The following is a 24,012-nucleotide window of genomic DNA, read 5'->3' as shown; positions in this document are numbered from 1 at the left end:
GCATTCCCATGAAAATCAGCGATATCCCGTTCGGTACCACCGACTGGAGCGCCATTCCGAAGACAGAGCACAAGGGCGACACGGGGCTGGCGACCTGGCAGACCTGCCATTTCGGCGGGATCAGGGTGCGGATGGTCGAATATACCCCAGGCTATCTCGCCGACCACTGGTGCGTCAAAGGCCATATCCTGCTCTGCCTCGAAGGCGAGCTGGCGACCGAACTCGCCGATGGCCGGGTCTTCGTGCTGACGCCCGGCATGAGCTATCAGGTGGCCGACGATGCCGAGCCCCACCGCTCCTCGACATCCGTCGGCGCGAAACTCTTCATCGTCGACTAGGGCTCAAGCGCCGGCGCTCACAGCCTCGAAATCACCGCGCCCTCGCCGCTCGTCGGCGGGCGCTCCTCGCCCTGTTCCAGGATCGCCGGAACGATGTCCTCGACGTCGGCGATGACCAACGGCTGGACGAGATGAGCGCGGTGGATGAACCCCTGTTCGCGCATGTGGGTGATGAGGTCGAGCATCGGATCCCAGAAGCCGCCGATATTGGCGAACACCATCGGCTTCTCATGCCGTCCGAGCTGCGCCCAGGTCATGATCTCGACAATCTCCTCCAAGGTGCCGATGCCGCCCGGCAGGGTCACGAAAGCGTCAGCGCGCTCGAACATCTTGTGCTTGCGCGCATGCATGTCCTCCGTCACAATCAGCTCGTCGAGCTGGCCGAGCGAATGGCGCGTGGCCTCCATGTCGACCAGGAATTCGGGAATGATGCCGGTGACCTGACCGCCGTTCGATAGAACGCCGGCCGCGACCGCACCCATGATGCCCTTGGTGCCTCCGCCATAGACAAGTCGAAGCCCGTGGGCGGCGATGGATTTTCCGAGCGCACGGCCGGCTGCAAGGTAGGCGGGATCGCGCCCCGGCTGCGAGCCGCAGTAAACGCAGATGGATCGAATCGGCACAGTTTTCTCCGCAACGCATTTCAAAGGGAGGGCCAAACCAAGCCCCGGTCGTCAAAATTGACGGGAAATGCCCGGAAGAGCAAGGGTTTATCGTGTGAAAAGCTTGTGAATGCGGGAGGAAAAGGTTAATCCGGATATGCGATGGCTATAGCTGTCGGGAGAGGCATTGATGATGAAAAACCGCGCCGGCTGGCTGGCTCTGATCGTATTGGCTATCGCATCGCTGCTGATGGTGTTCTTGGTGATGCCTGCGATAAACAAGGATTCCAAGCCGATCGGCGACGCGATCAATGCCGCAGGCAATGCCGTCAAGGACGCGGTGACGGAACCGCAGCCGACGGCCAGGGCGCCCGATGCCGCAAAGCCGGCCGACCAGGCTGCAGCCACGGCGCCGCAGACGGCTCAGCCCGCCGCGTCTTCCGCAGCAGGCCAGGCCGCGGCCATGACGCCGCCATCCTTCGACGTGCTGCGCGTCGAGCCGGACGGATCGACCGTGATCGCCGGCCGCGCCGCGCCCCATTCCAAGCTCGAAGTTACCGATGGCACCGCGATCGTCGCCAAGGTCGACGTCGGCCCGAGCGGTGATTTCGCCGCCATCCTCGACAAGCCGCTGCCGCCCGGCGACCACCAGCTCGTGCTCAAGGCGATCGGCAAGGATGGCAAGACCACCGTGTCGGAAGAAACGGCGACCGTCTCGGTGCCCGCCGACAAGAACGGCAAGCTGCTCGCCATGGTCACCAAGCCCGGCAAGGCAAGCCGCCTGATCGCGACCCCGGACGCCGCAACTTCACCTGGCACGAACGCTGCGCAGCCGGCAGCCCAGGCCGCGGCAGCTTCGCCCGCTACCAATCAGGCTCCGGCCAGCCCCGCGCTTGCCGCCCCCTCGGCCGCGCCGTCGACCAGTACCTCCGTTGTCGCCCTGCCGGCACCGCCGGCCGGCTCGTCCAATCTCGCATCTTCCGCGCCGAGCATACCGGTCTCGGCGCCCGCCTCTTCGGCGGCGACATCCGCTGCGCCTGAACTGCGCATCACCGCTGTCGAAATCGAGGGCAACAAGATTTTCGTCGCCGGCAACACGAAGGCCGGCACCATGCTGCGTGGCCAGGCCGACGGCCGGCCGATCGGTACCGCCCAGGCGGGCCAGGACGGCAGTTTCGTGATCGAAGGGGCGATCGACCTTGCAGTCGGCGACCACCGGATCGGCGTCGAGGTTGTCGGAGCCGGTGGACAGGCTCTGGTACGGGTCGAAGTGCCCTTCAACCGCCCGGCCGGAGACCAGGTCGCTGCCGTCGCAGCGCCGCAGGCCGCCAATAACGGCATGTCGGCGGCCGACAGCGGCGCCTTCGACAAGCTGCGCAACGAAACGGTACGCGCCTTCAACCTGCTGCGCGGGCTTTACGACAACGGCCGCGTACCCTCGGCGGAACAGATGGCAGCCGCCCGCTCCGCCACTTCGATCGCCCTGAAATCGCTCTCCGAATATCGCCTGCCGGCCGATGCGGCCGCCTCCGCCCGGGTGCTTGCCGAAACCACCGTCCAGAACGCCGCGGCAGCGGTTGCCGCCCTCGACGCGCTTCCCAAGGATGTCGCAAGCGTCGGTGCCGGCCTGAAGCGGATCGGCGAAATGATCGCCCGCGCCGTCGGCCCGACCATCGCCCGCGAGCTGCAAGGCGTCCAGGCCACCACAGCCGCCCCGATGACGGTCACCGATGCCAGCGGCACCCGCACCATCCAGCAGGAGCCGCTGACCCAGAGTGAACGCAGCTCGGTGATCATCCGCCGCGGCGACACGCTCTGGCAGATCTCCCGCCGCGTCTACGGCCAGGGTGTGCGCTACACGACGATCTACCTCGCCAACGAGGCCCAGATCCGCAACCCCGACGTCATCCAGCCCGGCCAGATCTTTGGCGTGCCCGACGCGGCCCTGCCGGACGCTGAAGAACTCCATCGCCAGCGGATGACACAGCGCCGGTCGTAAGGGGGCGCAAGACGTTCTGGTATGCGAGGGTGACGCAAAAAGATCCCCTCCCGGCCTGCCGGCCACCCTCCCCACAAGGGGAGAGAAATATGCAGCACGCTCACCGTTCTCCAACGAAGCGCTTGTTCTTCACTGAAACACACCTCTCCCAACAGACTGGCGAAGAGGCGGATATAACGCGTGGATTGCGCGACATCGCGGCTGGGTTCCCTCCCCCCTTGTGGGGAGGGTGGCCGGCAGGCCGGGAGGGGTCTTTGCCGGGGATACTTTCATTTGGTTAGAAAAACGCATCCAGCGCCCTCAATCCCTTAGCCGCATTCATTTCCCCGTCCATCCCGGCCTCCCCCACAAGATCCCTGGACGGCCAATGGCCATGCCGGCTGCCGTTCGGCCAGCTTGGCGCAGGTTAGGAGGAATACCGCGGTGATCAGGCGGCGTGCTCGCATATTATCTCCGGCTCTGATCCATGCCGCGCGGACAGGAGAAGAAAATGGTTTCCAGCATTAATTCCATTCGGACTTGGTCCTCTCAGGCGGCCCTCAATGCATTCAATGATGTCTCCAACAACAGGGCGCCCGGCAGTTCGGCGTCCGGCTCGTCCTCCACTTCGCTCGCCGATATACTGTTTTCCAGCGGCAGCGGCGGTGACGACGACTACGAGGACGACAAGATCGCAGCGCTGATCGCCTCGCTGCAGCAGACCATGAACGGCAGTGTCCCGGACACCGCAGGCGACGGATCGGTCGGCGACATGTCCAGCAAGGCGTTCATGAAGGCGCTGCAGGAGAAGCTGGACGCGCTGAAGGCGAGCCCCGACAGTAAGGCGATGGCCGAGGCGATGCAGAAGGCGCTCGACGCCGGCACGCTGAAGATGACCGACGCGGTCGCCGGCGACCAGATCACCGCCTGGGACATTACCGACGGCAAACAGACCTCGGCCGGTATTACCTCCGTCGACAAATCCGACTGGACCCAGTTCCTCAAGGACCGCCTGAGACGGGACGAAAGCGGCAAGTTCGTGCGTAACGCCGACGGCAGCTATATCGAAAAGGCGACCGGGGTCAGCTCCTATTTCGGCATGGTAGGCGAGGCCTATTATTACATTTCCTGGCCGACGCCGGCAGCGACCACCAAGCCGGCAGCCGGCACCGCCCCTGCCGCCTCCACCAGCACCAAGTGATCGCCACCGGCGAGGGCGGGAGACATCCAGCCTTCGCCGCATCGCCTGGCCGGTCCGTCCCGGCCCTGAAGTTTCACGAAACCGTCATTGCAACATTCTTCCCCGGACCTTATGTGCGGGAGGCGTTTCGACGCGCCCGGCCCGGAGACATTGATGGCGAATAACAAGAAGACCATTTCGGCGGATGCCAGCAATCCGCTCGGCACGCTCGTCAACCTGTGGCCCTATATGTGGCCGGAAGGGCGCGCCGACCTGAAGGCCCGCGTCGTCTGGGCGACCTTCTACCTCTTCCTCGCCAAGTTCGTGCTCCTGACGGTGCCCTATTTCTTCAAATGGGCGACGGATGCACTGAACGGCAAATTGGACATGGCAGGTCTCCTGCCCGCCTTCCTGCTCGGCGCCGTGGTGCTGGTCATCGCGCTCAATTTCACCCGCATCCTGCAGGTGGGGCTGAACCAGCTGCGCGACGCGCTGTTTGCCTCCGTCGGCCAATATGCGGTGCGCCAGCTCGCCTACCGCACCTTCGTGCACATGCACCAGCTCTCCCTGCGCTTTCATCTCGAGCGCAAGACCGGCGGCCTGTCGCGGATCATCGAGCGCGGCACCAAGGGCATCGAAACGATCGTCCGATTCACCATTCTCAACACCGTGCCCACTCTGCTCGAATTCCTGCTGACGGCCATCATTTTCTGGGTCGCTTACGGCTTCTGGTACGTTCTCGTCACCGCCGTCACGGTGGCGCTCTATATCTGGTTCACGGTGAAGGCCAGCGACTGGCGCATCGCCATCCGCCGCTCGATGAACGACAGCGACACCGACGCCAATACCAAGGCGATCGATTCGCTCCTCAATTTCGAGACCGTCAAATATTTCGGCAACGAGGAGATGGAAGCCAAGCGCTTCGATAGCTCGATGGCACGCTACGAGAAGGCGGCGACCGACGTCTGGACTTCTCTCGGTTGGCTCAACTTCGGCCAGGGCGTCATCTTCGGCCTCGGCACGACAGTCATGATGGTGATGTCGGCGCTGGCCGTGCAGCGCGGCGAGCAGACGATCGGCGATTTCGTGTTCGTCAACGCGCTGCTGTTGCAGCTTTCCGTACCGCTCAACTTCATCGGTTTCGTCTACCGCGAAATCCGCCAGGGGCTGACCGATATCGAGCAGATGTTCGAGCTGCTCGAAGTGCAGCCGGAGGTCGTCGATCGGCCGGATGCCGCGCCTCTCGCCATCCCCCAAGGGTCGATTTCCTTCAAGGACGTGCATTTTTCCTATGATCCGGCCCGGCCGATCCTCAAAGGCGTCTCGTTCGACGTACCGGCTGGCAAGACGGTGGCGATCGTCGGGCCCTCGGGCGCCGGCAAATCGACCATTTCCCGCCTGCTCTACCGGTTCTACGACATCCAGGGCGGCTCGATCACCATCGACGGGCAGGACGTGCGGGACGTGACGCAGCATTCGCTGCGCGCGGCGATCGGCATGGTGCCGCAGGACACGGTGCTGTTCAACGACACGATCGCCTACAACATCCGCTACGGCCGCCCTTCGGCGAGCGAGGAAGAAATGCTTGCCGCCGCCGAAGTGGCGCAGATCGGCCATTTCATCAGCGCCTTGCCCGACGGTTTCGACACCAAGGTCGGCGAACGGGGCCTGAAACTTTCGGGCGGCGAGAAGCAGCGCGTGGCGATCGCCCGCACCGTCCTCAAAGCCCCGCCGATCCTGATCCTCGACGAAGCGACCTCGGCGCTGGACACAACGACCGAACACGAGATCCAGTCGGCGCTCGACGTCGTCTCCAAGAACCGCACGACGCTGGTGATCGCCCACCGTCTTTCGACCGTCATCGGCGCCGACGAGATCATCGTCCTGCGCGACGGGCTGATCGCCGAGCGCGGCACGCACAGTTCGCTGCTCGAACAGAACGGGCTCTACGCCTCGATGTGGAACCGCCAGCGCGAGGCGGTGCAGGCCGAAGAGCAGCTGCGCAAGGTGCGCGAAAGCGACGACCTCGGGGTGGTGCTGCGCGGCGTGCCGGCGGCGGAATAGGCCGGCGGCGCAATGAACTTCGGAAAGGGACGAATCTCAACGTGAAACGATACCTCACCCCCCGCATGCTCGTCCTCGGCGGCATCGCGATCGCCTATGTGCTGGTGCTGATCTTCTTCGGCTCGCCGCTGCTCGCCTTCACCACCTGGATGGGCTGGGTCGATCCGCAGGCCGCGCGGTAAGCGGACGCACTGTTCACGGGGCGGCGACTGTTCATGTCGCGGTCGAGATGCCATCTAACGTGTAACTTCAGACACAATAAATTCACGGTGGTAACGCAATGAAAAAGATCGGCTTTCTCTCCTTCGGGCACTGGACGCCCTCGGCGCAGTCGCAGGCGCGGTCGGCATCCGACGTCCTGCTTCAATCCATTGATCTCGCGGTCGCCGCCGAAGAGCTCGGCGCCGACGGCGCCTATTTCCGCGTCCACCATTTCGCGCGGCAGCTCGCCTCGCCCTTCCCGCTTCTGTCGGCCGTGGGCGCCCGCACCAAGCGCATCGAGATCGGCACCGCCGTCATCGACATGCGGTATGAAAACCCGCTCTACATGGTGGAAGATGCCGGCGCTGCCGACCTCATCGCCGGCGGACGCCTGCAGCTCGGCATCAGCCGCGGCTCGCCGGAACAGGTGATCGACGGTTTCCGCTATTTCGGCTATCAGCCCGCGGAAGGCGAGACCGATGCCGATATGGGCAGGCGTCATGCGGAAGTGTTCTTCGACGTGCTGCGCGGCGAAGGTTTCGCCAAGCCCAACCCGCGGCCGATGTTCCCCAACCCGCCCGGCATGCTGCGCCTGGAGCCGCATTCGGCGGGCCTGCGCGACCGCATCTGGTGGGGTTCGAGTTCAAACTCGACCGCCGTCTGGGCAGCCAAGCTGGGCATGAACCTGCAGAGCTCGACGCTGAAGACCGACGAGAGCGGCAAGCCGTTCCACATCCAGCAGGCCGAGCAGATCCGCATCTATCGCGAGGCCTGGAAGGAAGCCGGCCACGCCCGCGAACCGCGCGTCTCCGTCAGCCGCAGCATCTTCGCGCTGATGAACGACACTGACCGCGCCTATTTCGGCGGCAGCGGCGAGAGCCAGGACCAGATCGGCAATATCGACCCGCAGACGCAGGCGATCTTCGGCCGCTCCTATGCCGCCGAGCCGGACAAGCTGATCGACCAGCTGAAGGCCGACGAGGCGATCGCCGAGGCCGATACGCTGCTGCTCACCGTGCCGAACCAGCTTGGCGTAGAGTACAATGCGCATGTGCTGGAGAGCATCTTGAAGCATGTGGCGCCGGGGCTGGGGTGGCGCTGAGATAGCCCACAGTCGGAGAACGCAGTTGCCGAAAGCTCCAGCGACCTCCTTGCGGGATGTCGCTGGAGCCAGTAGGGGGCGGTGATGCGGCAGGCACGGCGGTCGGTTGGGATCGGCCTGCTGTAGCCTCAGCGATCACTTCGGCATTTCAAGCCAGGCGGTGTGTCCGGTCAGCCGGTGCATCCCGGCACGATATTCATCTTCCGAGGTCGACCAGCGCAGGCGGGCATATTCTTCCACATCCGGGCCGACCTGATAGCGAAGGCGACCCGTCGCGTCGACGGCCGCCGCATAGATCGCCTCGACCACCGACTGCTCTTGCGTCGAAGCGAACGGGTAGTTGATCATCGACTGCAGCATGTGGTCGAAATAGGGTTTATAGCTTTCCGGCAGCGGAGCCGCTTGTGATGCGGCCATTCCGGTGGCGGTGAAATTCGTGCTGCGCATCGCGCCCGGCTGGATCAGCCGGACCTTGATGTTCTGCGACGCCAGTTCGTAGGAGAGCGATTCGGACAGACCTTCCACGGCCTGCTTTGAGGCACTGTAGAGCGATAGCAGTGGCATGGCTGCGATCCCGACACCCGAACCGACGTTGACGATAGTGCCGCCGTTTCGCCGGTGAAGATGCGGCAACGCCGCCTGGATGACGTTCATCATGCCGAAGACATTGGTCTCGAAGATCTGGCGGATCGCCTCCGCCGGCGTCGCCTCGAAGATCGAGACCATGGTGATGCCGGCATTGTTGACGACCGCGTCGAGGCCGCCGAAGCGCTCTACGCCGGCCTGGATTGCGGCCTCTATGCTCGCCGGATCGGCGACGTCGAGGGCTGCGACCAGAATGCGGTCGGGATACTGATTGGCAAGATCCGGGTCCGGCCTGCGCATCGTCGCGATGACGTTCCAGCCCTTTCCCGCGAAATGGCTGGCGGTCATCTTTCCGAGGCCCGACGAGCAGCCGGTAATGAGAATGGTCTTGGTCATGATCTGGCTCCAATGTGTTGATGCGCCTTCACTAGACCAGCCAATCGGAACATTCTATAATGTAACATCCGACAATCATTACGGATCGTCCCGATGGATGCTCTTACCGACGTCATCAAGCTGCTTCGCCCGTCCACCGTTCTGCTCGGCAGCATGTCGGCCAGAGGGAGGTGGGGCGTTCGCGTGCCGGAACAGCCGGGGCCGACCTTCTACTTCATCACGGAAGGCCGGTGCTGGTTCAGGACCCATGACGGCGGCCCCGTCGAGCTGCAGGAGGGAGATTATATTCTCTCGGCTAGACCGCTTTCGGATTCGTTCCTCAGCGATATCAACGCGCAAACCGAGCTGTCGGACGATGCCTTCAAGGCCCGACATACCGTTGACGGCGAGATTCGTGTTGGCGAAGAGGGATCGGGACCAGCGACGCGTGTCCTCGGCGGCCTCATCCAATGTGATCCCGCCAATGCCGATCTGCTGATCGGGCTTCTGCCGCGTCTCGTACATGTGCGGGCCACGGAGCAGACTGGCGCGCGATTGCGGGCGCTGGTCTCCATGATCCTGGAGGAAGCCGGCGACACACGGCCCGGGCGCGACGCCGTCCTCTGCCGCCTGATCGAGGTCATGCTCATCGAGACCCTGCGCCGCGAGGCGGCCTGGGCGCCACATGCGGGCCTGCTGGGAGGGCTTGCCGATCCGCAGCTCGCCCAGGCGCTCGGCCATATCCATGCCGATGTCGCCCGCGGCTGGACGGTCGGCGAGCTGGCAAGGCGGGTCGGCATGTCGCGCTCGGTCTTCGCCCGCCGTTTTTCCGAGACTGTCGGCGTCGCGCCGGTCGAATATCTGCTCGGCTGGCGGATGGCGTTGGCGAAAGACGTGCTGCTGCGCGGCCGCGGATCGCTGGAGGAGATCGCCGGGGCGGTCGGCTACAAGTCAGCCAGCGCCTTCAGCACTGCCTTCAGCAACAGGGTCGGTTGTCCGCCGAGCGAATACGCATCGCATCTGCAGGCCGGGCGGAAATGAGGATCGGCATTTTTCCGGCATATCCGCGCTGCGGTTTCGGCGATACGGAACCGCATTGCCGCAAAAACGGTTTCGCTGTAGTCAGATGGCACTGACATACGGGAGAAAACGTTGATCAACCTCTTCGACACCATCCGCAACACGCTCGTGCCGATCCACAAGGAAGGTTACATCTTCGTCGCCGCCTTCTTCATCGCCTCGCTGATCCTCGGTTATATCGCCGAGCCGCTGTTCTGGATCGGCCTGGTGCTGACTTTGTGGTGCGCCTACTTCTTCCGCGATCCGGAACGGGCGGTGCCGCAGGACGACGACCTCATCCTCAGCCCTGCCGATGGCCGCATCAGCCATGTCGCCATGGTCGTGCCGCCGGTCGAACTGCAGCTGGGTTCCGAACCCATGCTGCGCATCTCGGTGTTCATGAACGTGTTCGACTGCCACATCAATCGCTCGCCGGTGCGCGGCCAGGTGTCGCGCATCGAATACCGCCCAGGCCAGTTCATCAATGCCGAACTCGACAAGGCCTCCGAGGACAACGAGCGCAACGGCCTCGTCATCGAAACCCGCCACGGCAAGGTCGGCGTGGTGCAGATCGCCGGCCTGGTGGCGCGGCGCATCGTCTGCTGGGTGAAGCCCAGCGAACCGGTCAATGCCGGCGAACGATTCGGCCTGATCCGCTTCGGCTCCCGACTCGACGTGTTCGTGCCGGCCGGCGGCCAGGCGCGAGTGTCCGTCGGCCAGCTCGCCATCGGCGGCGAGACCGTGCTTGCGGAATTCGGCTCGACCAAGGGCCCGATCATCAGCCGCCGCACGTAAAGGGAAGACAAAGCCTCATGGAGACGCCCGCCTCGCCGCCCTCGCCCCCTCATTCGCACAGGGAACACAACCGCCCGAACGAAGAGGCCCGCGGGCCGCGCCTGCGCGAAATCCCGCTCCGGCTGCTGGTGCCGAACCTCATCACCGTGCTTGCCATCTGCGCCGGCCTCACCGGGATAAGGCTCGCCTTCGAGGGGCGTTTCGAACTGGCGGTCGCCATGGTGCTGCTGGCCGCCTTCCTCGACGGCATCGACGGGCGCGTGGCACGGCTCCTGAAGGCCACCTCCAAATTCGGCGTGCAGATGGATTCGCTTGCCGACATTATCAATTTCGGCGTCGCGCCAGCATTGGTCTCCTACGCCTTCCTGCTCGACCAGGCACATTCGATCGGCTGGATCGCGGCGCTGCTCTATGCGATCGCCGCCGGCCTGCGCCTCGCCCGGTTCAACGTCATGGAAGACCGCAACATCAAGGCCGACTGGCAATCGGAATTCTTCGTCGGCGTGCCAGCCCCGATGGGCGCCATGCTGGTGCTGCTGCCGGTCTATCTGGGCTTCCTCGGGCTCGAGGCCACGCCGGTCTTCGTATATGTCAGCGTCGCCTATACGCTGCTGATCGGCTACCTGCTGGTGTCCCGCCTGCCGGTCTGGTCCGGCAAGTCGAGCCGTATCCGCCGCGACCTGATGCTGCCGATCATGCTCGCCGTGGTGCTCTATGTGGCGCTGCTGATGAGCTATACCTGGGAAGTGCTGTCGATCACCGTCGTCGGATACCTCCTCGTCCTGCCGTTCAGCGCGCGCGCCTGGCATCGCCGCTACGGCACGATCACGATCGAGGATGACAGTGCCAACGTCTGAAGGCAGGCGCACTCGGTAAGTTGCAACTTCCGCGCAACAGTTTCCCGCAAGATGACAGTTCTACGAATACCGGGCGGCACTGCCGGCTTGCCGGCCACGATTCCGCCCGCTTTTATGGGAAAAGCCGCGATCGCAAAATGCAAACAAGAGATTCGCGTGTTGAGGAGACAGCCATGAGCACCGAGAAGAAGATTGAATCCAAACCGGAAATGACCACGCCCTACCGTCCGCTGGGCTTGAAGGCCGTGGTTGCGGCGGCCCTGATGCTGAACCGCAAGCCGAAGCTTACCCCTGCAGGCTGATCAGGCCCGCTGAGCCGGCCCAGGGACCAGGCGACCGACTTCATTCGCCGCTGAGAAAACTCCACAGGAGCCCCAGCGCGAGAAGGCCCATGACGATGCCGATGACGACATCCAGCACCCGCCAGGCGGCGGGTCTGGCAAAAAGCGGCGCCAGAAACCGCGCGCCGTAACCGAGCCCGAAGAACCAGACGAACGAGGCAATCGCCGCACCGGCGCCATAGGCCACGCGTTCCGCCCCTTCGAAGGCCGCAGACAGGCTGCCGAGCAACACGACCGTATCCAGATAGACATGCGGGTTGAGGAAGGTGAAGGCCAGGCAGGTCAGAACCGCCGCCTTCAGCTCCATCGGTTCCGGCGCGCCCGCCACCAACGCGGCCGGTTTTACCGCCCGGCGGAAGGCCATCACGGCATAAAGCCCGAGGAACACCGCGCCGCCCAGCGTCACCACCGAGATCAGCACGGGAGATTGCGCGACGATCGTGCCGAGCCCGCCAACGCCGGCGGCGATCAACGTCGCATCGGACAGGGCGCAGATCAGGCAGAGGATGAAGACGTGGGCGCGAATCAGCCCCTGGCGCAGGATGAAGGCGTTCTGGGCGCCGATGGCGATGATCAGCGAAGCCCCGAGTGCGAGGCCCGAAAGGCCGGCGGAAAACAGGTTCATGGCATTGTCCGTCTAGGGAGGAGGCCGAGGGATCAGAAAAGCGACATCTGGGTGGAGTCGGGTTTCGGCTTTTTCGGCGGCTCCTCTTCCGGTTGGGCGACAGCGACCGGTTTCTGCAGATCCGGACCCATGTTCGCGACCTTGTTGACGAGATCGGAGACCGGCAGCGCCTCGAAGAAATCTTCCTGGACGGGCCGCATCAGGTCGGCCACCTCGCGCGGCTCCTGCGTCCTGCAGTCGAGCCAGCGGGAAAAATCCTCGGGCGCGATGACGACCGGCATGCGGTCGTGGATGTGGCGGATGCCGCCGCTCGCCGCCGTCGTCATGATCGCGGCGGTGTCCACCTCGGAACCGTCGGCGGAAGACCAGGTTTCCATCAGGCCGGCAAAGGCGACGACGCCGCCGCGCTTGGGACGTATCCAATAGGCCTGCGGCTTGACGCCGCTTTCCTTCGGCGGCCGGCGCCATTCGTAGAAACCGGTGGCCGGGATCAGGATACGGCGATGGCGCATGGCGGCGCGGAAGGACGCCTTGCCGATCGCCGTCTCGGAGCGGGCGTTGATCAGCAGCGGAAACTCCTTCATGTCCTTCACCCAGCCAGGGATCAGACCCCAGCGGGCAAGGAAGGCACGGCGCTCCGGCAGGTTGCTGCCCGGCTCACGCCTTTCGGACGACATGACGACGAGGATCGGCTGGGTCGGCGCGATATTGTAGCGTGCCGGGAAATCGTCGAGATCAGCCGGGCTGAAGAATTCCGAAATTTCCTTGGGGGTCGCCGTCAGGGCGTAGCGTCCGCACATGCAAACTATGTGGCATCGGGCTTTCGAAGGGTCAAGCGCCGATCAGGCGCTGACGTCATTCGCTCCTGGGGCCAAACAGGATGATCGCCCCGCCGACCAGGCACACCATGACGCCGAGAATGTCCCAGCGGTCCGGCACCCGGGCCTCGATGGCCCAGAGCCAGAGGATCGAGGCGAGGATATAGATGGCGCCATAGGCCGCATAGGTGCGCCCCGCCGCCTCGCTCGGCACCAGCGCCAGAACCCAGGCGAAAACGACCAGCGACGCCATGCCCGGCACCAGCCACCAGACCGGCTTTTCCAACCTCAGCCATGCCCAGAAGGCGAAACAGCCGGCGATCTCGGCAAGGGCGGCGAGGAAGTAGAGTGTATAGGTTTTCATCGATTGCCTACCCGAAATCCTGCGGCTTCACATCCTGCGCACCGTGCATGACCCGGAGAACCACGATCCGGTCGAGATAGGAGCGATAGTAGATGCAGCGTTGCCGATAGGGAAAGCCGCGCAGGCCGGGCGAAATATGGTCACGCGGCGAACCGGTGAAATCCACCTCGGCGATCCAGGCGATCTTGGCGGTGATGTCCGCCAGGAATTCCCGGGCATAGAAGGGACTGCTTTCTGCGATAAAGTGACGGATGGCACGCAGGTCTTCGCGCGCAAGAGGTGCTACGATGAGGCGCTTGGGGCTAATGACCGTCGCCTTCGCTCATGACGTCGGCAAGCAGGTCTGCACCCGAGGCATATTCCTCACCGAGGCCCGCCTCGATTTCCGCATCCGCCGCATTGATCGCATGGCGCAGCGACTGGATGCGCATCTCATAGTCCGCAAGCATACGTATGCCTGCCCGAACGGCTTCGGTCTCGGTGCCAAAGCGCCCGTTCTTGACCAGATCGGACAGGATGCCATCATAGGCGTCGCCCAACGAGAATGTTTTCGCACGTGCCATGGCAAGCTCCTTTGCTTGAAGCATACGATGAAATACAATACTTTTACAATATTGGCCTCTCCTAGGAAGGTGCCGAGTATCCCGCGATCCCTGCCGTTGGTCAGTTGAACATGCCCTCCTCTCCCCAAGCCGCGTCCTCCGCCATTCTCGAACGGGATGGCCGGTTTCTGCTGATTCGGCGGGTGAACCCGCCGTCGATGGATCTGTTCGCGTTTCCGGGCGGGCGGGCGGAGCCCGGCGAGACGCCGGACCAGACCGCGGTGCGGGAATTTCTCGAGGAGACCGGCATTCCGGTGCGCAATCCCGTCCTCTTCGCGACCTACGACCTGAAGAACGAGAAAGAGGACAGGCGGCATTTCTTTCTGTCGGTCTTCCGTGTGGAGGCCGATCCCGATGCCCAGGCGATCGCCGCCGACGATGCGGCCGATGCCGGCTGGTATACGGTCGAGGAGATCCGCGGCCTGGCTGTGCCGGCGAGCGTGCTCGAATGCGCCGAGAGGCTGGCGGCGGAGATCAATGCCCGCTAAGAATGCTCGCAAAACCGGCGCGATCGCGCCGCATCGGGACCCGTACATGAAGCTCATTCCGCGACTTGGCTGCCTGACGCTGCTGGCAATCCTGGCGGCGACGCCGCTTGCCGCCCAGCCGGCGAAACAGCAGCCGGCGGTGCCGTCCCCGCCTCCGCCGGCCGAGGAAAAGCCGGCGCCTTATGACCTGCAGTTGACGCGGCTTGCGGAAGTGCTCGGCTCGATCCAGTATCTTCGCACGCTCTGCGGCGTCCCGACATCCGAATGGCGGGCCTCGATGCAGCAGCTGCTGGATGCCGATACCGGCACCGAACCGAAGCGCCGCGAGCGGTTGACGGCGGCCTTCAATCGGGGGTACCGGTCGTTTGCCGCCGTGCACACGTCCTGCACGGATGCGGCAAGGACCGCCGAGGAGCGTTATCGTATCGAAGGCGCAACACTTGCGACAGAAATCGCCGCGCGCTTCGGAAATTAGAGGATTATTTACCTCTTTTGGCGGGAGGCCGTGTCGTTTTGATAAAAGGCTGATAAAGTTTTTAACGGGCTAGTAATTAAACGGGCACCGAGGACGACAGAATGCAGACAGGCCGCAACGACATCGACGACATGATTGTGCATGAGAAGATGCAGGCTGCCTTGGAATATCAGAGTGAGGCATGGGCAGACGGCCGTGCCGACGGTATCGAGCCGGAAATCATCGCCGACGCAGCTCTGGTACTTGCCATGCGGGAAACCATCCGCATTCATGGAGAAATGGGCGCCGAAGCCATGCTCGATTCGCTCAAGAGCCGCATGCTCGCCGGCGAATTCTCCCCCGAGCGCACTGTTCAATAACGATAGAGGTTTCCCGTGCGGAATGCGGCGGAAACGACGATAGCCCAATTGATCCTCCGCTTTTCGGCGGCAACGATGCTTGCCGCGATGGTCGGCGGCCACGCTCTTGCGCTCTCCGAGCTGCGCCCGAGCGACGAGCCCAGTCAGCCTGAGCAGGGGCAGAGCCGCGCCATCCTCCAGGCGTTCGAAGGTACGACCCTGCCGCAGCCGGGTCCTGCGATCAATCGGTCGGCACAGGCCAGCGACACCAAGACGACCACCCCCCCGGCGGACCCCAACGCCGCCAAGCCCGCACCGGCCGACAGCAAGCCGGCGGAGATCATCCGCGACATGACCAAGCTGCCGGCGCCGGTCAAGCACATGCGCGAACAGCTCGTCGAGGCCGCAGCCTCCGGCGACATCGCCCGCCTGCGCGCCCTGATGGGAACAGGTGCCACCCAGACGCAGGTCATGAACGGCGAGTTCGAGGACCCGATCGAAACGCTGAAGAGCTTTTCGGGCGACGCGGAAGGCCAGGAGATCCTCGCCATCCTGCTCGACATCCTGTCCACCGGTGCTGCGCATTTCGACGTCGGTACGCCGGACGAGGCCTATGTCTGGCCCTATTTCGCAGGAAAGCAGCTTTCGACGCTGACGCCGCCGGAACGGGTCGACCTTTTGCGCATCGTGACGGCTGGCGACCTCGCAGGCATGGAAGAGAACGGCAATTACAACTTCTTCCGCGCCGGCATCAGCCCGGACGGCAAATGGAAGTTCTTCTCCGGCGGCGACTGAGCGGGTGTGAACTGCTGTTTTCAACAGGCTTGCATGAGCAAGCTGCACTCTCGCTACCTTCATCTGCCGCACCGTCGCTCCCCCTTTGTCACCTTCGGTGACATCTCCCCCACAAGGAGGGAGATCAGAGGGAGTGTGCCGCACCCGCACAGCCACCAAACTTTGTCGGCAATCTCCGGGAACGCCTTGCCGCGTTGAGAGCGAAGACTTAATTGTCAGGTTCAGAACAACCGGATTCCTGCACCATGCCCGCCGCCTTTCTTCCCTCGCGAAGCCTGATCCGCCTCACCGGCAAGGATGCGCAGGATTTCCTGCAGGGGCTGATCACCACCGACATCGATTCGCTGCCGGAAGGTGAAGCCCGGCCAGGCGCGCTGCTGACGCCGCAGGGCAAGATCCTGTTCGATTTCCTGGTCTGGCGGGAGGGAGACGGTTTCCTCATCGAAACCGAGGCGGCCCAGCACGAGGCGCTGATGCGGCGGCTGACGATGTACAAGCTGCGCGCAGCCGTGGATATCACGGCCGGTCCGGAAGACGGTGTCACCGTGTTCTGGGGTGACGATTCGGGCAAGGGCGCGGTGAAGGATGCGGCCTTCGCCAAGGCCGGCATCGGCCTCGCCCGCGCTCCCGGCAAGCTGGATGACAGGCCGGAAGGGGCTTATCACGCGTTGCGCGTCGAAGCCGGCATCTCGATCTCCGGTCACGACTATGCGCTGCAGGACGCCTTTCCGCACGACGTCCTACTCGATAAGACGAGCGGACTTTCCTTCCGCAAGGGCTGCTATGTCGGCCAGGAAGTCGTCTCCCGCATGCAGCATCGCGGCACGGCGCGGCGACGGGTCGCGATCGTTTCGGGCGAAGCCGCCCTGCCCGCCTCCGGCACCGAGATCGTGGTCGGCGGCAAGCCGGTCGGCGCGCTCGGATCGGTCGCCGGAAACAAGGGGCTGGCGATCGTGCGCATCGACCGCGTCGGCGACGCCCTGGCACGTGGCGTGCCGCTTTCCGCGGGCGACGTGACCGTCAGCCTGGCGCTTCCCGCCTGGAGCGGGCTCTCCTTCCCTGTCGGGGCTGAAGAGGCCGAGACGTGAGCCCAGCGATGACGGCACCACGCGCCTGGCAACGGATGCTGTCGGGACGCCGGCTCGACCTGCTCGATCCCTCGCCGCTCGACATCGAAATCTCCGATATCGCCCACGGGCTTGCCCGCGTCGCCCGCTGGAACGGCCAGACGCGCGGCGACCATGCCTTTTCCGTCGCCCAGCACTGCCTTGTCGTGGAGGAGATCTTTCGCCGCTGCAACGAGGCCTGCACGGCCGATGCGCTGCAGATGACGATGCTGCACGATGCGCCGGAATATGTGATCGGCGACATGATCTCGCCGTTCAAATCGGTGGTCGGCGGCGGCTACAAGGCGGTCGAGCAGCGGCTGGAGGCGGCGATCCACCTGCGTTTCGGCCTGCCGCCGCATCCGACTCGCGAACTCAAGGCGCTGATCAAGAAGGCCGACACGATCGCTGCCTTTTTCGAGGCCACGGAACTTGCCGGCTTCTCGGTCACTGAGGCGCGGAAATTTTTCGGCCAGCCGCGCGGCATCACCCGAGACATGCTGCCGATCCAGCCGATGCCGGCGCTGGCGGCGCAACAGCTTTTCCTCGACCGGTTCCATCAGATCGAGGCCGAGCGCGCGGGCAAGACGCCATGACCGCGATCGTCGTCTGCCCGCTGAGCTCCATCGCCGAGACAGCCGTCCGCCACAAGGCGCGCGAGATGGTGAGCCTGATCGCCGAGGGCCAGGACTTTCACCGGCCGGGCGTCATTTCCGCCGACCGGCACCTGAAGCTGGCGATGAACGATATCGGTTTTGCCGGCACCGGCGGCCTGATCGCGCCGAGCGAGGCGCATGTGGAAAGCCTGATCGGCTTCGTGCGCGACTGGGACCAGGCAGCGCCGATCGTCATCCATTGCTGGATGGGCGTCTCCCGTTCGCCGGCCGCAGCGGTGATCGCCGTTCTCTCGCTACGCCCGGAAGAGGACGATTTCGCGCTGGCTGCGAGGCTTCGCAGCGTCGCGCCACATGCGACGCCGAATACGCGACTGATCGAGATCGGTGACCGGCTGCTCGGCCGCAACGGCCGGCTGGTCGCTGCCATGAAGGGGATAGGCCGCGGCGCCGAGACCGATGGCCGGGCGTCCTTCATCCTGCCGCTAAAAATCTCGCCTTGAACCTGAAAGTTGAATTTTCCTAATTGTTTAGCTCGGGGTGAAAAAGCTCCACTTTTATCTTGACGTCGCGGCCTGCTGCCCCAATTAACGGCGAAACTAAAATCAGGAGCAGACCGCCGGATGGACCAGGCGTCGGAATTTGTTGTGGCGACCAGGGCGGCGCTTGCTCAGTTGAGCGCACTGGCGGTGCAATATTCCTTCTCCGCGGTCGGCGCGATCGTTCTCCTCATTCTCGGCTGGATGGCCGCCGGCCTGATCAGCCGCTGGGCTCATCGCGGCCTGTCGCGCATCCACGGCATCGATGCGACGCTGTCGCAATTCTTCTCCAACATCATCCGTTATGCGATGCTGGTTCTCGTCGTCGTCATGGTGCTCGGCCAGTTCGGTGTGCAGACGGCATCGGTACTTGCCGCCCTCGGCGCGATCGGCCTTGCGGTCGGCCTCGCACTGCAGGGCACGCTGCAGAACATCGCGGCCGGCATCATGCTCCTGGTCCTGCGGCCGTTCCGGGTCGGCGAGAGCATCGAGACCGGCAGCGTCACCGGCACGATCGTCGATGTTGGACTATTTGCAACCGAGCTTCGGACCGCCGACGGCGTGTATCGGCTGGCGCCCAACTCGACATTGTGGAACGTGCCGATCACCAATTACAGCCGGCTGAAGACGCGCCGCAACGAGATTTCGGTCAGTATCGGCACTGACCGCGATATCGGCCGGACCCAGGCGAAACTGATGGCGATCGCCAGCGGCGACAGGCGGGTGCTGAAAGACCCGGCGCCGACTGTCTACGTCGCCGAATTCGATGCCGGCAGCGCCAAGCTGACGCTGCGCTACTGGACGAAGAGCAGCGACTGGTGGGAAACCGGCCGCGACCTGACCCGGGAGGTCAAGCTCGCCTTCGATAAATTCCCCGGCGATAAGTTCCCCGGCGATAAATTCCCTGGCGACAAATCGCCGGAACAGATTCCAGACCCTCAGGTAGAAGCCCGCGACGTCACCGGTGAGAGCGGACCTCCGGCTCCTCACGGTGCGGACGAACCGGTCACGCAGCGGACCTGAAGGAAAGGATGCATCGGGGCCGGCTTTTTACGAGGAAGCCGGCCCCGATGCCCAAATTTTCGCGAGAATCGAATCGGCGATCGCCGTCACACCGCCTTGAGGTCGTATTCCTCGCTGCCCGACCAGACGATGTCCCAGGATGCACCTGGGCGTACGTTGCGGATGGCAGTCGGCTCGAAGGCGACGAGGCAGCGGCCTTCATCGTGCCGCACCGACGGATAGATCAGTCCGTCATGCCCGTCGCGCCTCAATCTTTCGGCAAGCGCCTGCCCACGGGGGTAGCCGATCGCCGGATCCGGATCGAGCGCCGGGTGGCCGCGCTCGCCGGTGATGTCCGGATACTCGCCGATGAAATCCGCCAGCAGTTCCACATAACGCGCGGTCTCCTCGAACAGGCCGATGAAGCGCAGTTCCCGCGTCTTGTGGAAGGCGACCTCGGCAATCGACGTCATCGTGTCCCAGCTGCAGTACCAGGCGCCTCGGTTTTCGTCGTTGAAGCGGTTCCCGCCTTTTCGCGTATAGGTGAAGGCCGCGTTGATATGGGTGTTGCCGTAGACCTGCAGGTCGTGCTTGCGGCGTTTCCAGGCGAGCTCGCGGCGGTCGAGATGCAGGTTCAATCCCCGCTCGGCGGTCAGCCGGGCGCTGGTCATACCCTCGATCTCGGCAAGAATCGCCAGTTCCTCGTCGCTATCCACCAGGCCGCGCAGGCTAGGCGGCTTATGGTAGGTCGCCGGGATCAGCCGCACGAGGGCCCGGTCGCTGACAGGCGTGACGATCACGCGCCGCCCCGCAGGGCGTCGAGGTAGTTTCGGACGGCAAGGAATTGCGGCAACCCCTCCTCGATCAGCGTATCGATCGGGCGGGTACCGCGGAACAGCGGCCCCTCGTTCGGCAACGTCATCCACCGGGAAGCGATCGGATCGCTGAAATAGAGTTTTAAAGCCTTATAGATGCCGATGACGGCGCTGAGGCGCAGCATCTGGTCCTTGGTCAGGCCGCCCGAATAACCGGGTTTCCGAGCACGTTTCCAGGTGCTTTCCGACATGTCGGCAAGGGCCGCCGCCTCGTTCACCGGCACGCTCCATTCGGCGACGACATTGCCGAAGGCCTTCAGCGCGACGGCCGTCAGCTGTTCTGCTTTTTCTTTTCTGGCGGCGACTTCCATGGGCAAGGCTCCTGCTTCGGCAGAGTTTAGTCCATTTGCACTCAATGTAAAGGCCATATGACCTTTTATGGCACATTGTCGCGGATCGCCAGTATTGCTATCGCTTATGGGATTTCTGCAGAAAGTCGGTCGAGATGCGCATTCCTCCAGAATTCCATGTCTTCGAAACCGAACATTGGCTTATCAACCAACGGACCAATTCCGCCCTTCCCGGCTATCTGATGATCGGCTCGAAGCGCTTTGTGGATGATCTTTCTGAGCTCGCGGAGGAAGCGTTGCTGGAGCTCGGGCCACTGATGGCGAAGGCTCAGAGGGCGCTAGGCGGGGAATTGAACGCGGAGCGGGTCTATATCGGACGATACGGCCACATGCCGGGCCATTCGCTCCATTTCCACGTGATCCCGATCTACCGCTGGGTGGAAGCACTTTTCTGGCAGGACGATCGGTACCGGATGCTTAGTACGTTCGCGGAAGGCCCGGGCGAGACCGCGACGGATGGCGCAGAACTGACGTTCTTCGTCTGGCGGGAATTCTGCGAACGGTCGGTACCGCCACCGATCCACGGGCCGAGCGTCGCGGAGGTCGTCGAGCACCTGCGGGATGCTTTTCGGCCGGGACCGCGGGGGTGACCGGACTGCGGGTGCAGAACAAGCGCCGAAGGCCACCGGCTAGGGGCTCCTTACTGCGACATGGTCGAGCGGTGGGCCCAGCCGGTCATGCGCCTCTCGATCCAGGCCATCAGCGCATACATGGCGATGCCTTCGACGGCGAGCATCAAGAGGCCGGCGAAGACCAGCGGCACGTTGAACTGGCTCTGGGCCGAACTCATCATGTTGCCTAGGCCATAGTTCGAGGCGACGGTTTCCGAGACGACGGAGCCGACGAAAGCGAGCGTGATCGCCACCTTCAGCGAGCCGAAGAAATAGGGCATCGAGCGCGGGATGCCGACCTTCAGCATGATGTCGAGCTTCTTTGCGCCGAGCGCGCGCAGCACGTCCTCGGTCTCCGGCTCGATCGTGGCAAGGCCGGTCGCGACGTTGACGACGATCGGGAAGAAGGAGATCAGGAAGGCGGTTAGTATGGCCGGTACGGCGCCGATGCCGAACCAGATGACCAGGATCGGCACGAGGGCCACCTTGGGGATGGCGTTGAAGCCGATCATCAACGGGTAGAGCCCGGCGTAGATAGCCTTCGACCAACCGATGAAAAGGCCGATCGCAAGGCCCGCGACGACGGCGATCGCGAAGCCGACGGTGGTCGTATAAAGCGTCTGTAGCGAATTCTTCCAGATCGGCGACCAGTATTGGACGATCGCCTGAAAGACGCGGGAGGGCGCCGGAAGGATGGTCGGCGGCGTCTGCAGCACGATGACCAGCAGTTCCCAAAGGACGAAGAGCCCGATCGTGTAGAGCCAGGGGGCGAGCTTCACCCAGTTGATGCGTTGGGCAAGCGGCTTCGCCGGCGAGGCGGGAGCGGCGGTATTTCCGGTCACGATACTCATGCGACCACCCTCGCGCTGGCGATTTCGCCATGCAGTTCATGCACCATGTCGTTGAAGGCCTTTTCGTACATGACTTCCAGATCGCGGGGCCGGGCGAAGGGCACGGTATGTTCCTTCAGCACCTTGCCGGGACGGGCGCTCATCACGAAGATGCGATCGGCGAGGAAGGTCGCCTCGCGCAGGTCGTGGGTGACGAGGACGATGGTGACGCCTTGGGCGGCGTGCAGGTCGCGGATGACGCACCACAGTTCCTCGCGGGTGAAGGCGTCAAGCGCGCCGAACGGCTCGTCGAGCATCAGCAGTTCGGGTTCGTGGATGAGTGCGCGGCAGAGATTGGCGCGCTGCTGCATGCCGCCTGAAAGCTGCCACGGGAATTTCGAGCCGAACCCCTTGAGGCCGACGGTTTCGAGCAGGTGCTCGGCCTTCTCGACATACTCTTTCTTGTTGGCGCGCAGGCGGTGGCGATGTCGCTCGACGATTTCGAGCGGCAGCAGGATGTTGTCGAGCGTGGTGCGCCAGGGCAGCATGGTCGGGTTCTGGAAGGCCATGCCGACGATCGAGACCGGCTTGGTCACCTGTTTGTCCGCCACGATCACCACGCCGCTCTGCGGGATGTGCAGGCCGGTGACCAGTTTCATCAATGTCGACTTGCCGCAGCCGGACGGGCCGACGACGGCCGCGAACTCGCCCTTGCCGACCTTCATAGTGAGGCCGGAGACGGCAAGCGTGCCGGCCGCGCCGCCATAGCGCATGTCGACATTGTCGATGGTAACGAGGTGAGACATCGATCTTCTTTCTTCGGACAATTGGGGCAAATACCCCCTCACCTGAAAAATCTAGCACTTAGCCTTTGGCTAAGATGCTGATTTTTCTTCCTCCCCCGCCAAGGGGGAGGTAGAGCTGCGGCGCTGCGGCACACTTATCTCTCCCCCTTGCGGGAGAGAAAGCGATTTCAACATCTTAGCCAACGGCTAAGTGTTAGAAATCGCAAGTGAGGGGATGCTACGGCAGCATACGCTCCGCCTTCGCCGGCAGAAAGCTGGCGTCGAAAACCTGCTCAGCCTTGACGTTGCCCTTGAGGCCCATGGAGACCTTCAGCGTGTCGATCGAGGCGGCAAGGCGGGTCGGGTCGATGCCGCCGAAGCCGTTGGCGACCACGTAGGGCGTCTTGATGTTCATCGCATTCGCCATCTTGAGGCGCTCGAGCTCGATATCCTTGTTGAGCGTCTCGTTGCGCTTGAGGACGGCGGCAACGCCCTCTTCCGGCTTGGCGACGGCATCGGCAAAACCCTTGGCGAGTGCCTTCAGGAAGCCCTTGACGGCGGCCGGGTTCTTGGCCGCGAAATCGGTATTGATCAGCACCGCGTTGCCATAGAGGTTGAGGCCGTGCTCGGCCATCAGGATCGTGGCGATGTCGTCATCCTTGATGCCCTGGGCCTTCAGGTTGAGGATGACCGAGAAGGCGAAACCGAAGACCGCATCGACCTTACCCTGGGCGAGCATCGGCTCGCGGACCGGGAAGCCGATCGATTCCAGCGTGATCTTCGAATCGTCGATCTTGGCGACCTGCTTGAAGGCCTTCCACTGCGCGAAGGCACCATCCGGAGGAGGCGCGCCGAGCTTCTTGCCTTCCAGCGACTTCGGATCGGTGGTGATGCCGAGCGACTTGCGGCCGACGACCGCAAAGGTCGGGCGCTCGTAGACCATCATCGCGGCCTTGATCTTCTGGGAGGAATCCTCGTCCAGGAACTTGATCAGCGAGTTGATGTCGCCGAAACCCATCTGGTAGGCACCGGTCGCAACACGCGGGATCGCTTCGACCGAGCCGTTGCCGGTGTCGATGGTGACGTCGAGGCCCTCGGCCTTGAAGTAACCCTTGTCCTGGGCGAGCAGGAAGCCGGCGGCCGGGCCTTCGAATTTCCAGTCGAGCGTGAACTTGACCGCGGTTTGCGCCACAGCCTGGCCGGCCGGCATGGAAAAGCCGGCAGCAAGCGCCAGTGCCGCGACGGCCGAAAGTTTTGAGAGCAGTCTGCGCGAGATCATGAAAGGTCGTCCCCTGGAGTTTTTTGTGCGGATGGGCTG

Annotated in this window: 31 protein-coding genes; 19 read left to right on the top strand and 12 right to left on the bottom strand. The window is 63.7% G+C overall.

Annotated elements, in window-relative coordinates:
- The first annotated feature begins 8 nt into the window (after positions 1-8).
- Entirely contained in the window at positions 9-338 is a 330-nt protein-coding gene (locus C5J24_RS22995; protein WP_105421261.1) for a DHCW motif cupin fold protein, read from the top strand.
- A gap of 17 nt (positions 339-355) precedes the next feature.
- Here the strand turns inward: C5J24_RS22995 and C5J24_RS22990 are convergent, their stop codons facing one another.
- A complete protein-coding gene (locus C5J24_RS22990) occupies positions 356-985 on the bottom strand; it encodes a TIGR00730 family Rossman fold protein (protein WP_105421259.1) in 630 nt (209 codons plus the stop codon).
- A gap of 145 nt (positions 986-1,130) precedes the next feature.
- Here C5J24_RS22990 and C5J24_RS22985 point away from each other — a divergent pair, with 145 nt between their 5' ends.
- From C5J24_RS22985 to C5J24_RS22970, 5 genes are all read left to right on the top strand, one after another.
- Positions 1,131-2,939: a LysM peptidoglycan-binding domain-containing protein gene (locus C5J24_RS22985; RefSeq protein WP_105421257.1), complete on the top strand. Its 1,809-nt coding sequence runs from the start codon at positions 1,131-1,133 to the stop codon at positions 2,937-2,939.
- A gap of 490 nt (positions 2,940-3,429) precedes the next feature.
- Positions 3,430-4,119 carry a hypothetical protein gene (locus tag C5J24_RS22980; protein ID WP_105421255.1) on the top strand — a complete coding sequence of 230 codons (690 nt, stop codon included), beginning with the start codon at positions 3,430-3,432 and terminating at the stop codon, positions 4,117-4,119.
- 153 nt (positions 4,120-4,272) lie between these two features.
- The gene (locus tag C5J24_RS22975) at positions 4,273-6,162 is read left to right on the top strand and encodes an ABC transporter ATP-binding protein/permease (protein ID WP_105421253.1); all 1,890 of its coding nucleotides are present in this window, start codon (positions 4,273-4,275) and stop codon (positions 6,160-6,162) included.
- Between the two features lie 41 nt (positions 6,163-6,203).
- Positions 6,204-6,344 carry a hypothetical protein gene (locus C5J24_RS32025; protein WP_172724106.1) on the top strand — a complete coding sequence of 47 codons (141 nt, stop codon included), beginning with the start codon at positions 6,204-6,206 and terminating at the stop codon, positions 6,342-6,344.
- Between the two features lie 98 nt (positions 6,345-6,442).
- The gene (locus C5J24_RS22970; RefSeq protein WP_105421251.1) at positions 6,443-7,465 is read left to right on the top strand and encodes an LLM class flavin-dependent oxidoreductase; all 1,023 of its coding nucleotides are present in this window, start codon (positions 6,443-6,445) and stop codon (positions 7,463-7,465) included.
- 135 nt (positions 7,466-7,600) lie between these two features.
- Here the strand turns inward: C5J24_RS22970 and C5J24_RS22965 are convergent, their stop codons facing one another.
- Positions 7,601-8,446, bottom strand: a complete 846-nt coding sequence (locus C5J24_RS22965) for an SDR family oxidoreductase (protein ID WP_105402885.1) — start codon at positions 8,444-8,446, stop codon at positions 7,601-7,603.
- A gap of 93 nt (positions 8,447-8,539) precedes the next feature.
- Between C5J24_RS22965 and C5J24_RS22960 the strand changes: the two genes are divergently transcribed.
- The 4 genes from C5J24_RS22960 to C5J24_RS32590 all read left to right on the top strand — a co-directional run bounded on the left by C5J24_RS22960 (position 8,540) and on the right by C5J24_RS32590 (position 11,438).
- Positions 8,540-9,466 (top strand): AraC family transcriptional regulator, encoded by a 927-nt coding sequence (locus C5J24_RS22960; protein ID WP_105421249.1) that lies wholly within the window; start codon positions 8,540-8,542, stop codon positions 9,464-9,466.
- A 114-nt stretch (positions 9,467-9,580) separates the two neighbouring features.
- Complete coding sequence (locus tag C5J24_RS22955; RefSeq protein ID WP_105403013.1) at positions 9,581-10,279, top strand: phosphatidylserine decarboxylase; 699 nt, start codon at positions 9,581-9,583, stop codon at positions 10,277-10,279.
- Between the two features lie 17 nt (positions 10,280-10,296).
- Complete coding sequence (gene pssA, locus C5J24_RS22950; protein ID WP_105402883.1) at positions 10,297-11,136, top strand: CDP-diacylglycerol--serine O-phosphatidyltransferase; 840 nt, start codon at positions 10,297-10,299, stop codon at positions 11,134-11,136.
- Positions 11,137-11,309: 173 nt separating this feature from the next.
- Positions 11,310-11,438, top strand: a complete 129-nt coding sequence (locus C5J24_RS32590; RefSeq protein ID WP_255759033.1) for a hypothetical protein — start codon at positions 11,310-11,312, stop codon at positions 11,436-11,438.
- 40 nt (positions 11,439-11,478) lie between these two features.
- Here the strand turns inward: C5J24_RS32590 and C5J24_RS22945 are convergent, their stop codons facing one another.
- From C5J24_RS22945 to C5J24_RS22925, 5 genes are read right to left on the bottom strand one after another with little or no spacing between them, the layout of a single operon-like run.
- Positions 11,479-12,096, bottom strand: coding sequence for a LysE/ArgO family amino acid transporter (locus tag C5J24_RS22945; protein WP_205836971.1), 618 nt, complete (start codon positions 12,094-12,096; stop codon positions 11,479-11,481).
- A gap of 38 nt (positions 12,097-12,134) precedes the next feature.
- Positions 12,135-12,902, bottom strand: a complete 768-nt coding sequence (locus tag C5J24_RS22940; RefSeq protein ID WP_105421245.1) for an SOS response-associated peptidase — start codon at positions 12,900-12,902, stop codon at positions 12,135-12,137.
- Positions 12,903-12,957: 55 nt separating this feature from the next.
- On the bottom strand, positions 12,958-13,284 hold the full coding sequence (locus C5J24_RS22935; RefSeq protein WP_105421243.1) for a YnfA family protein: 327 nt from the start codon (positions 13,282-13,284) through the stop codon (positions 12,958-12,960).
- Positions 13,285-13,291: 7 nt separating this feature from the next.
- Positions 13,292-13,573: a type II toxin-antitoxin system RelE/ParE family toxin gene (locus C5J24_RS22930; RefSeq protein ID WP_080955222.1), complete on the bottom strand. Its 282-nt coding sequence runs from the start codon at positions 13,571-13,573 to the stop codon at positions 13,292-13,294.
- Between the two features lie 13 nt (positions 13,574-13,586).
- Positions 13,587-13,847 carry a type II toxin-antitoxin system ParD family antitoxin gene (locus C5J24_RS22925; RefSeq protein ID WP_105403012.1) on the bottom strand — a complete coding sequence of 87 codons (261 nt, stop codon included), beginning with the start codon at positions 13,845-13,847 and terminating at the stop codon, positions 13,587-13,589.
- Between the two features lie 110 nt (positions 13,848-13,957).
- On the opposite strand from C5J24_RS22925, the gene C5J24_RS22920 reads away from it, so the two are divergent.
- From C5J24_RS22920 to C5J24_RS22885, 8 genes are all read left to right on the top strand, one after another.
- Positions 13,958-14,374 carry an NUDIX domain-containing protein gene (locus C5J24_RS22920; protein ID WP_105421449.1) on the top strand — a complete coding sequence of 139 codons (417 nt, stop codon included), beginning with the start codon at positions 13,958-13,960 and terminating at the stop codon, positions 14,372-14,374.
- Between the two features lie 46 nt (positions 14,375-14,420).
- The gene (locus C5J24_RS22915; protein ID WP_105421447.1) at positions 14,421-14,849 is read left to right on the top strand and encodes a TIGR02301 family protein; all 429 of its coding nucleotides are present in this window, start codon (positions 14,421-14,423) and stop codon (positions 14,847-14,849) included.
- A 101-nt stretch (positions 14,850-14,950) separates the two neighbouring features.
- A complete protein-coding gene (locus C5J24_RS22910; RefSeq protein ID WP_007752665.1) occupies positions 14,951-15,208 on the top strand; it encodes a hypothetical protein in 258 nt (85 codons plus the stop codon).
- A gap of 75 nt (positions 15,209-15,283) precedes the next feature.
- The gene (locus tag C5J24_RS22905) at positions 15,284-15,982 is read left to right on the top strand and encodes a hypothetical protein (RefSeq protein ID WP_245446765.1); all 699 of its coding nucleotides are present in this window, start codon (positions 15,284-15,286) and stop codon (positions 15,980-15,982) included.
- Positions 15,983-16,227: 245 nt separating this feature from the next.
- Positions 16,228-17,070 (top strand): folate-binding protein YgfZ, encoded by an 843-nt coding sequence (locus C5J24_RS22900; protein ID WP_105421238.1) that lies wholly within the window; start codon positions 16,228-16,230, stop codon positions 17,068-17,070.
- 8 nt (positions 17,071-17,078) lie between these two features.
- Positions 17,079-17,684, top strand: a complete 606-nt coding sequence (locus tag C5J24_RS22895; protein WP_105421235.1) for a YfbR-like 5'-deoxynucleotidase — start codon at positions 17,079-17,081, stop codon at positions 17,682-17,684.
- Entirely contained in the window at positions 17,681-18,205 is a 525-nt protein-coding gene (locus C5J24_RS22890) for a tyrosine phosphatase family protein (RefSeq protein WP_105421233.1), read from the top strand. Before C5J24_RS22895 ends, C5J24_RS22890 begins: the two co-directional genes overlap by 4 nt.
- Positions 18,206-18,325: 120 nt before the next feature.
- The gene (locus tag C5J24_RS22885; protein ID WP_105421231.1) at positions 18,326-19,264 is read left to right on the top strand and encodes a mechanosensitive ion channel family protein; all 939 of its coding nucleotides are present in this window, start codon (positions 18,326-18,328) and stop codon (positions 19,262-19,264) included.
- A gap of 86 nt (positions 19,265-19,350) precedes the next feature.
- On the opposite strand, the gene C5J24_RS22880 is transcribed toward C5J24_RS22885, so the two are convergent.
- A complete protein-coding gene (locus C5J24_RS22880) occupies positions 19,351-20,043 on the bottom strand; it encodes an RES family NAD+ phosphorylase (RefSeq protein ID WP_105421229.1) in 693 nt (230 codons plus the stop codon).
- A complete protein-coding gene (locus C5J24_RS22875; RefSeq protein ID WP_105421226.1) occupies positions 20,040-20,429 on the bottom strand; it encodes an MbcA/ParS/Xre antitoxin family protein in 390 nt (129 codons plus the stop codon). Before C5J24_RS22875 ends, C5J24_RS22880 begins: the two co-directional genes overlap by 4 nt.
- 134 nt (positions 20,430-20,563) lie before the next feature.
- On the opposite strand from C5J24_RS22875, the gene C5J24_RS22870 reads away from it, so the two are divergent.
- The gene (locus C5J24_RS22870; protein ID WP_105421224.1) at positions 20,564-21,058 is read left to right on the top strand and encodes an HIT domain-containing protein; all 495 of its coding nucleotides are present in this window, start codon (positions 20,564-20,566) and stop codon (positions 21,056-21,058) included.
- 50 nt (positions 21,059-21,108) lie between these two features.
- Here C5J24_RS22870 and C5J24_RS22865 read toward each other — a convergent pair whose 3' ends face one another.
- The 3 genes from C5J24_RS22865 to C5J24_RS22855 all read right to left on the bottom strand — a co-directional run bounded on the left by C5J24_RS22865 (position 21,109) and on the right by C5J24_RS22855 (position 23,973).
- Positions 21,109-21,930 carry an ABC transporter permease gene (locus tag C5J24_RS22865; protein ID WP_105421222.1) on the bottom strand — a complete coding sequence of 274 codons (822 nt, stop codon included), beginning with the start codon at positions 21,928-21,930 and terminating at the stop codon, positions 21,109-21,111.
- The gene (locus C5J24_RS22860) at positions 21,927-22,715 is read right to left on the bottom strand and encodes an ABC transporter ATP-binding protein (protein ID WP_172724105.1); all 789 of its coding nucleotides are present in this window, start codon (positions 22,713-22,715) and stop codon (positions 21,927-21,929) included. The genes C5J24_RS22865 and C5J24_RS22860 overlap by 4 nt, the downstream gene beginning before the upstream one ends.
- A 217-nt stretch (positions 22,716-22,932) precedes the next feature.
- The gene (locus C5J24_RS22855; RefSeq protein ID WP_105402869.1) at positions 22,933-23,973 is read right to left on the bottom strand and encodes an ABC transporter substrate-binding protein; all 1,041 of its coding nucleotides are present in this window, start codon (positions 23,971-23,973) and stop codon (positions 22,933-22,935) included.
- Positions 23,974-24,012 lie beyond the last annotated feature (39 nt).

Origin of the sequence: Neorhizobium sp. T25_27, from assembly GCF_002968565.1 — a bacterium.
GTDB lineage: Bacteria > Pseudomonadota > Alphaproteobacteria > Rhizobiales > Rhizobiaceae > Neorhizobium > Neorhizobium tomejilense.
The sequence above is the reverse complement of the archived record's forward strand: the minus strand, read 5'-3'. Positions and strand labels throughout refer to the sequence as shown.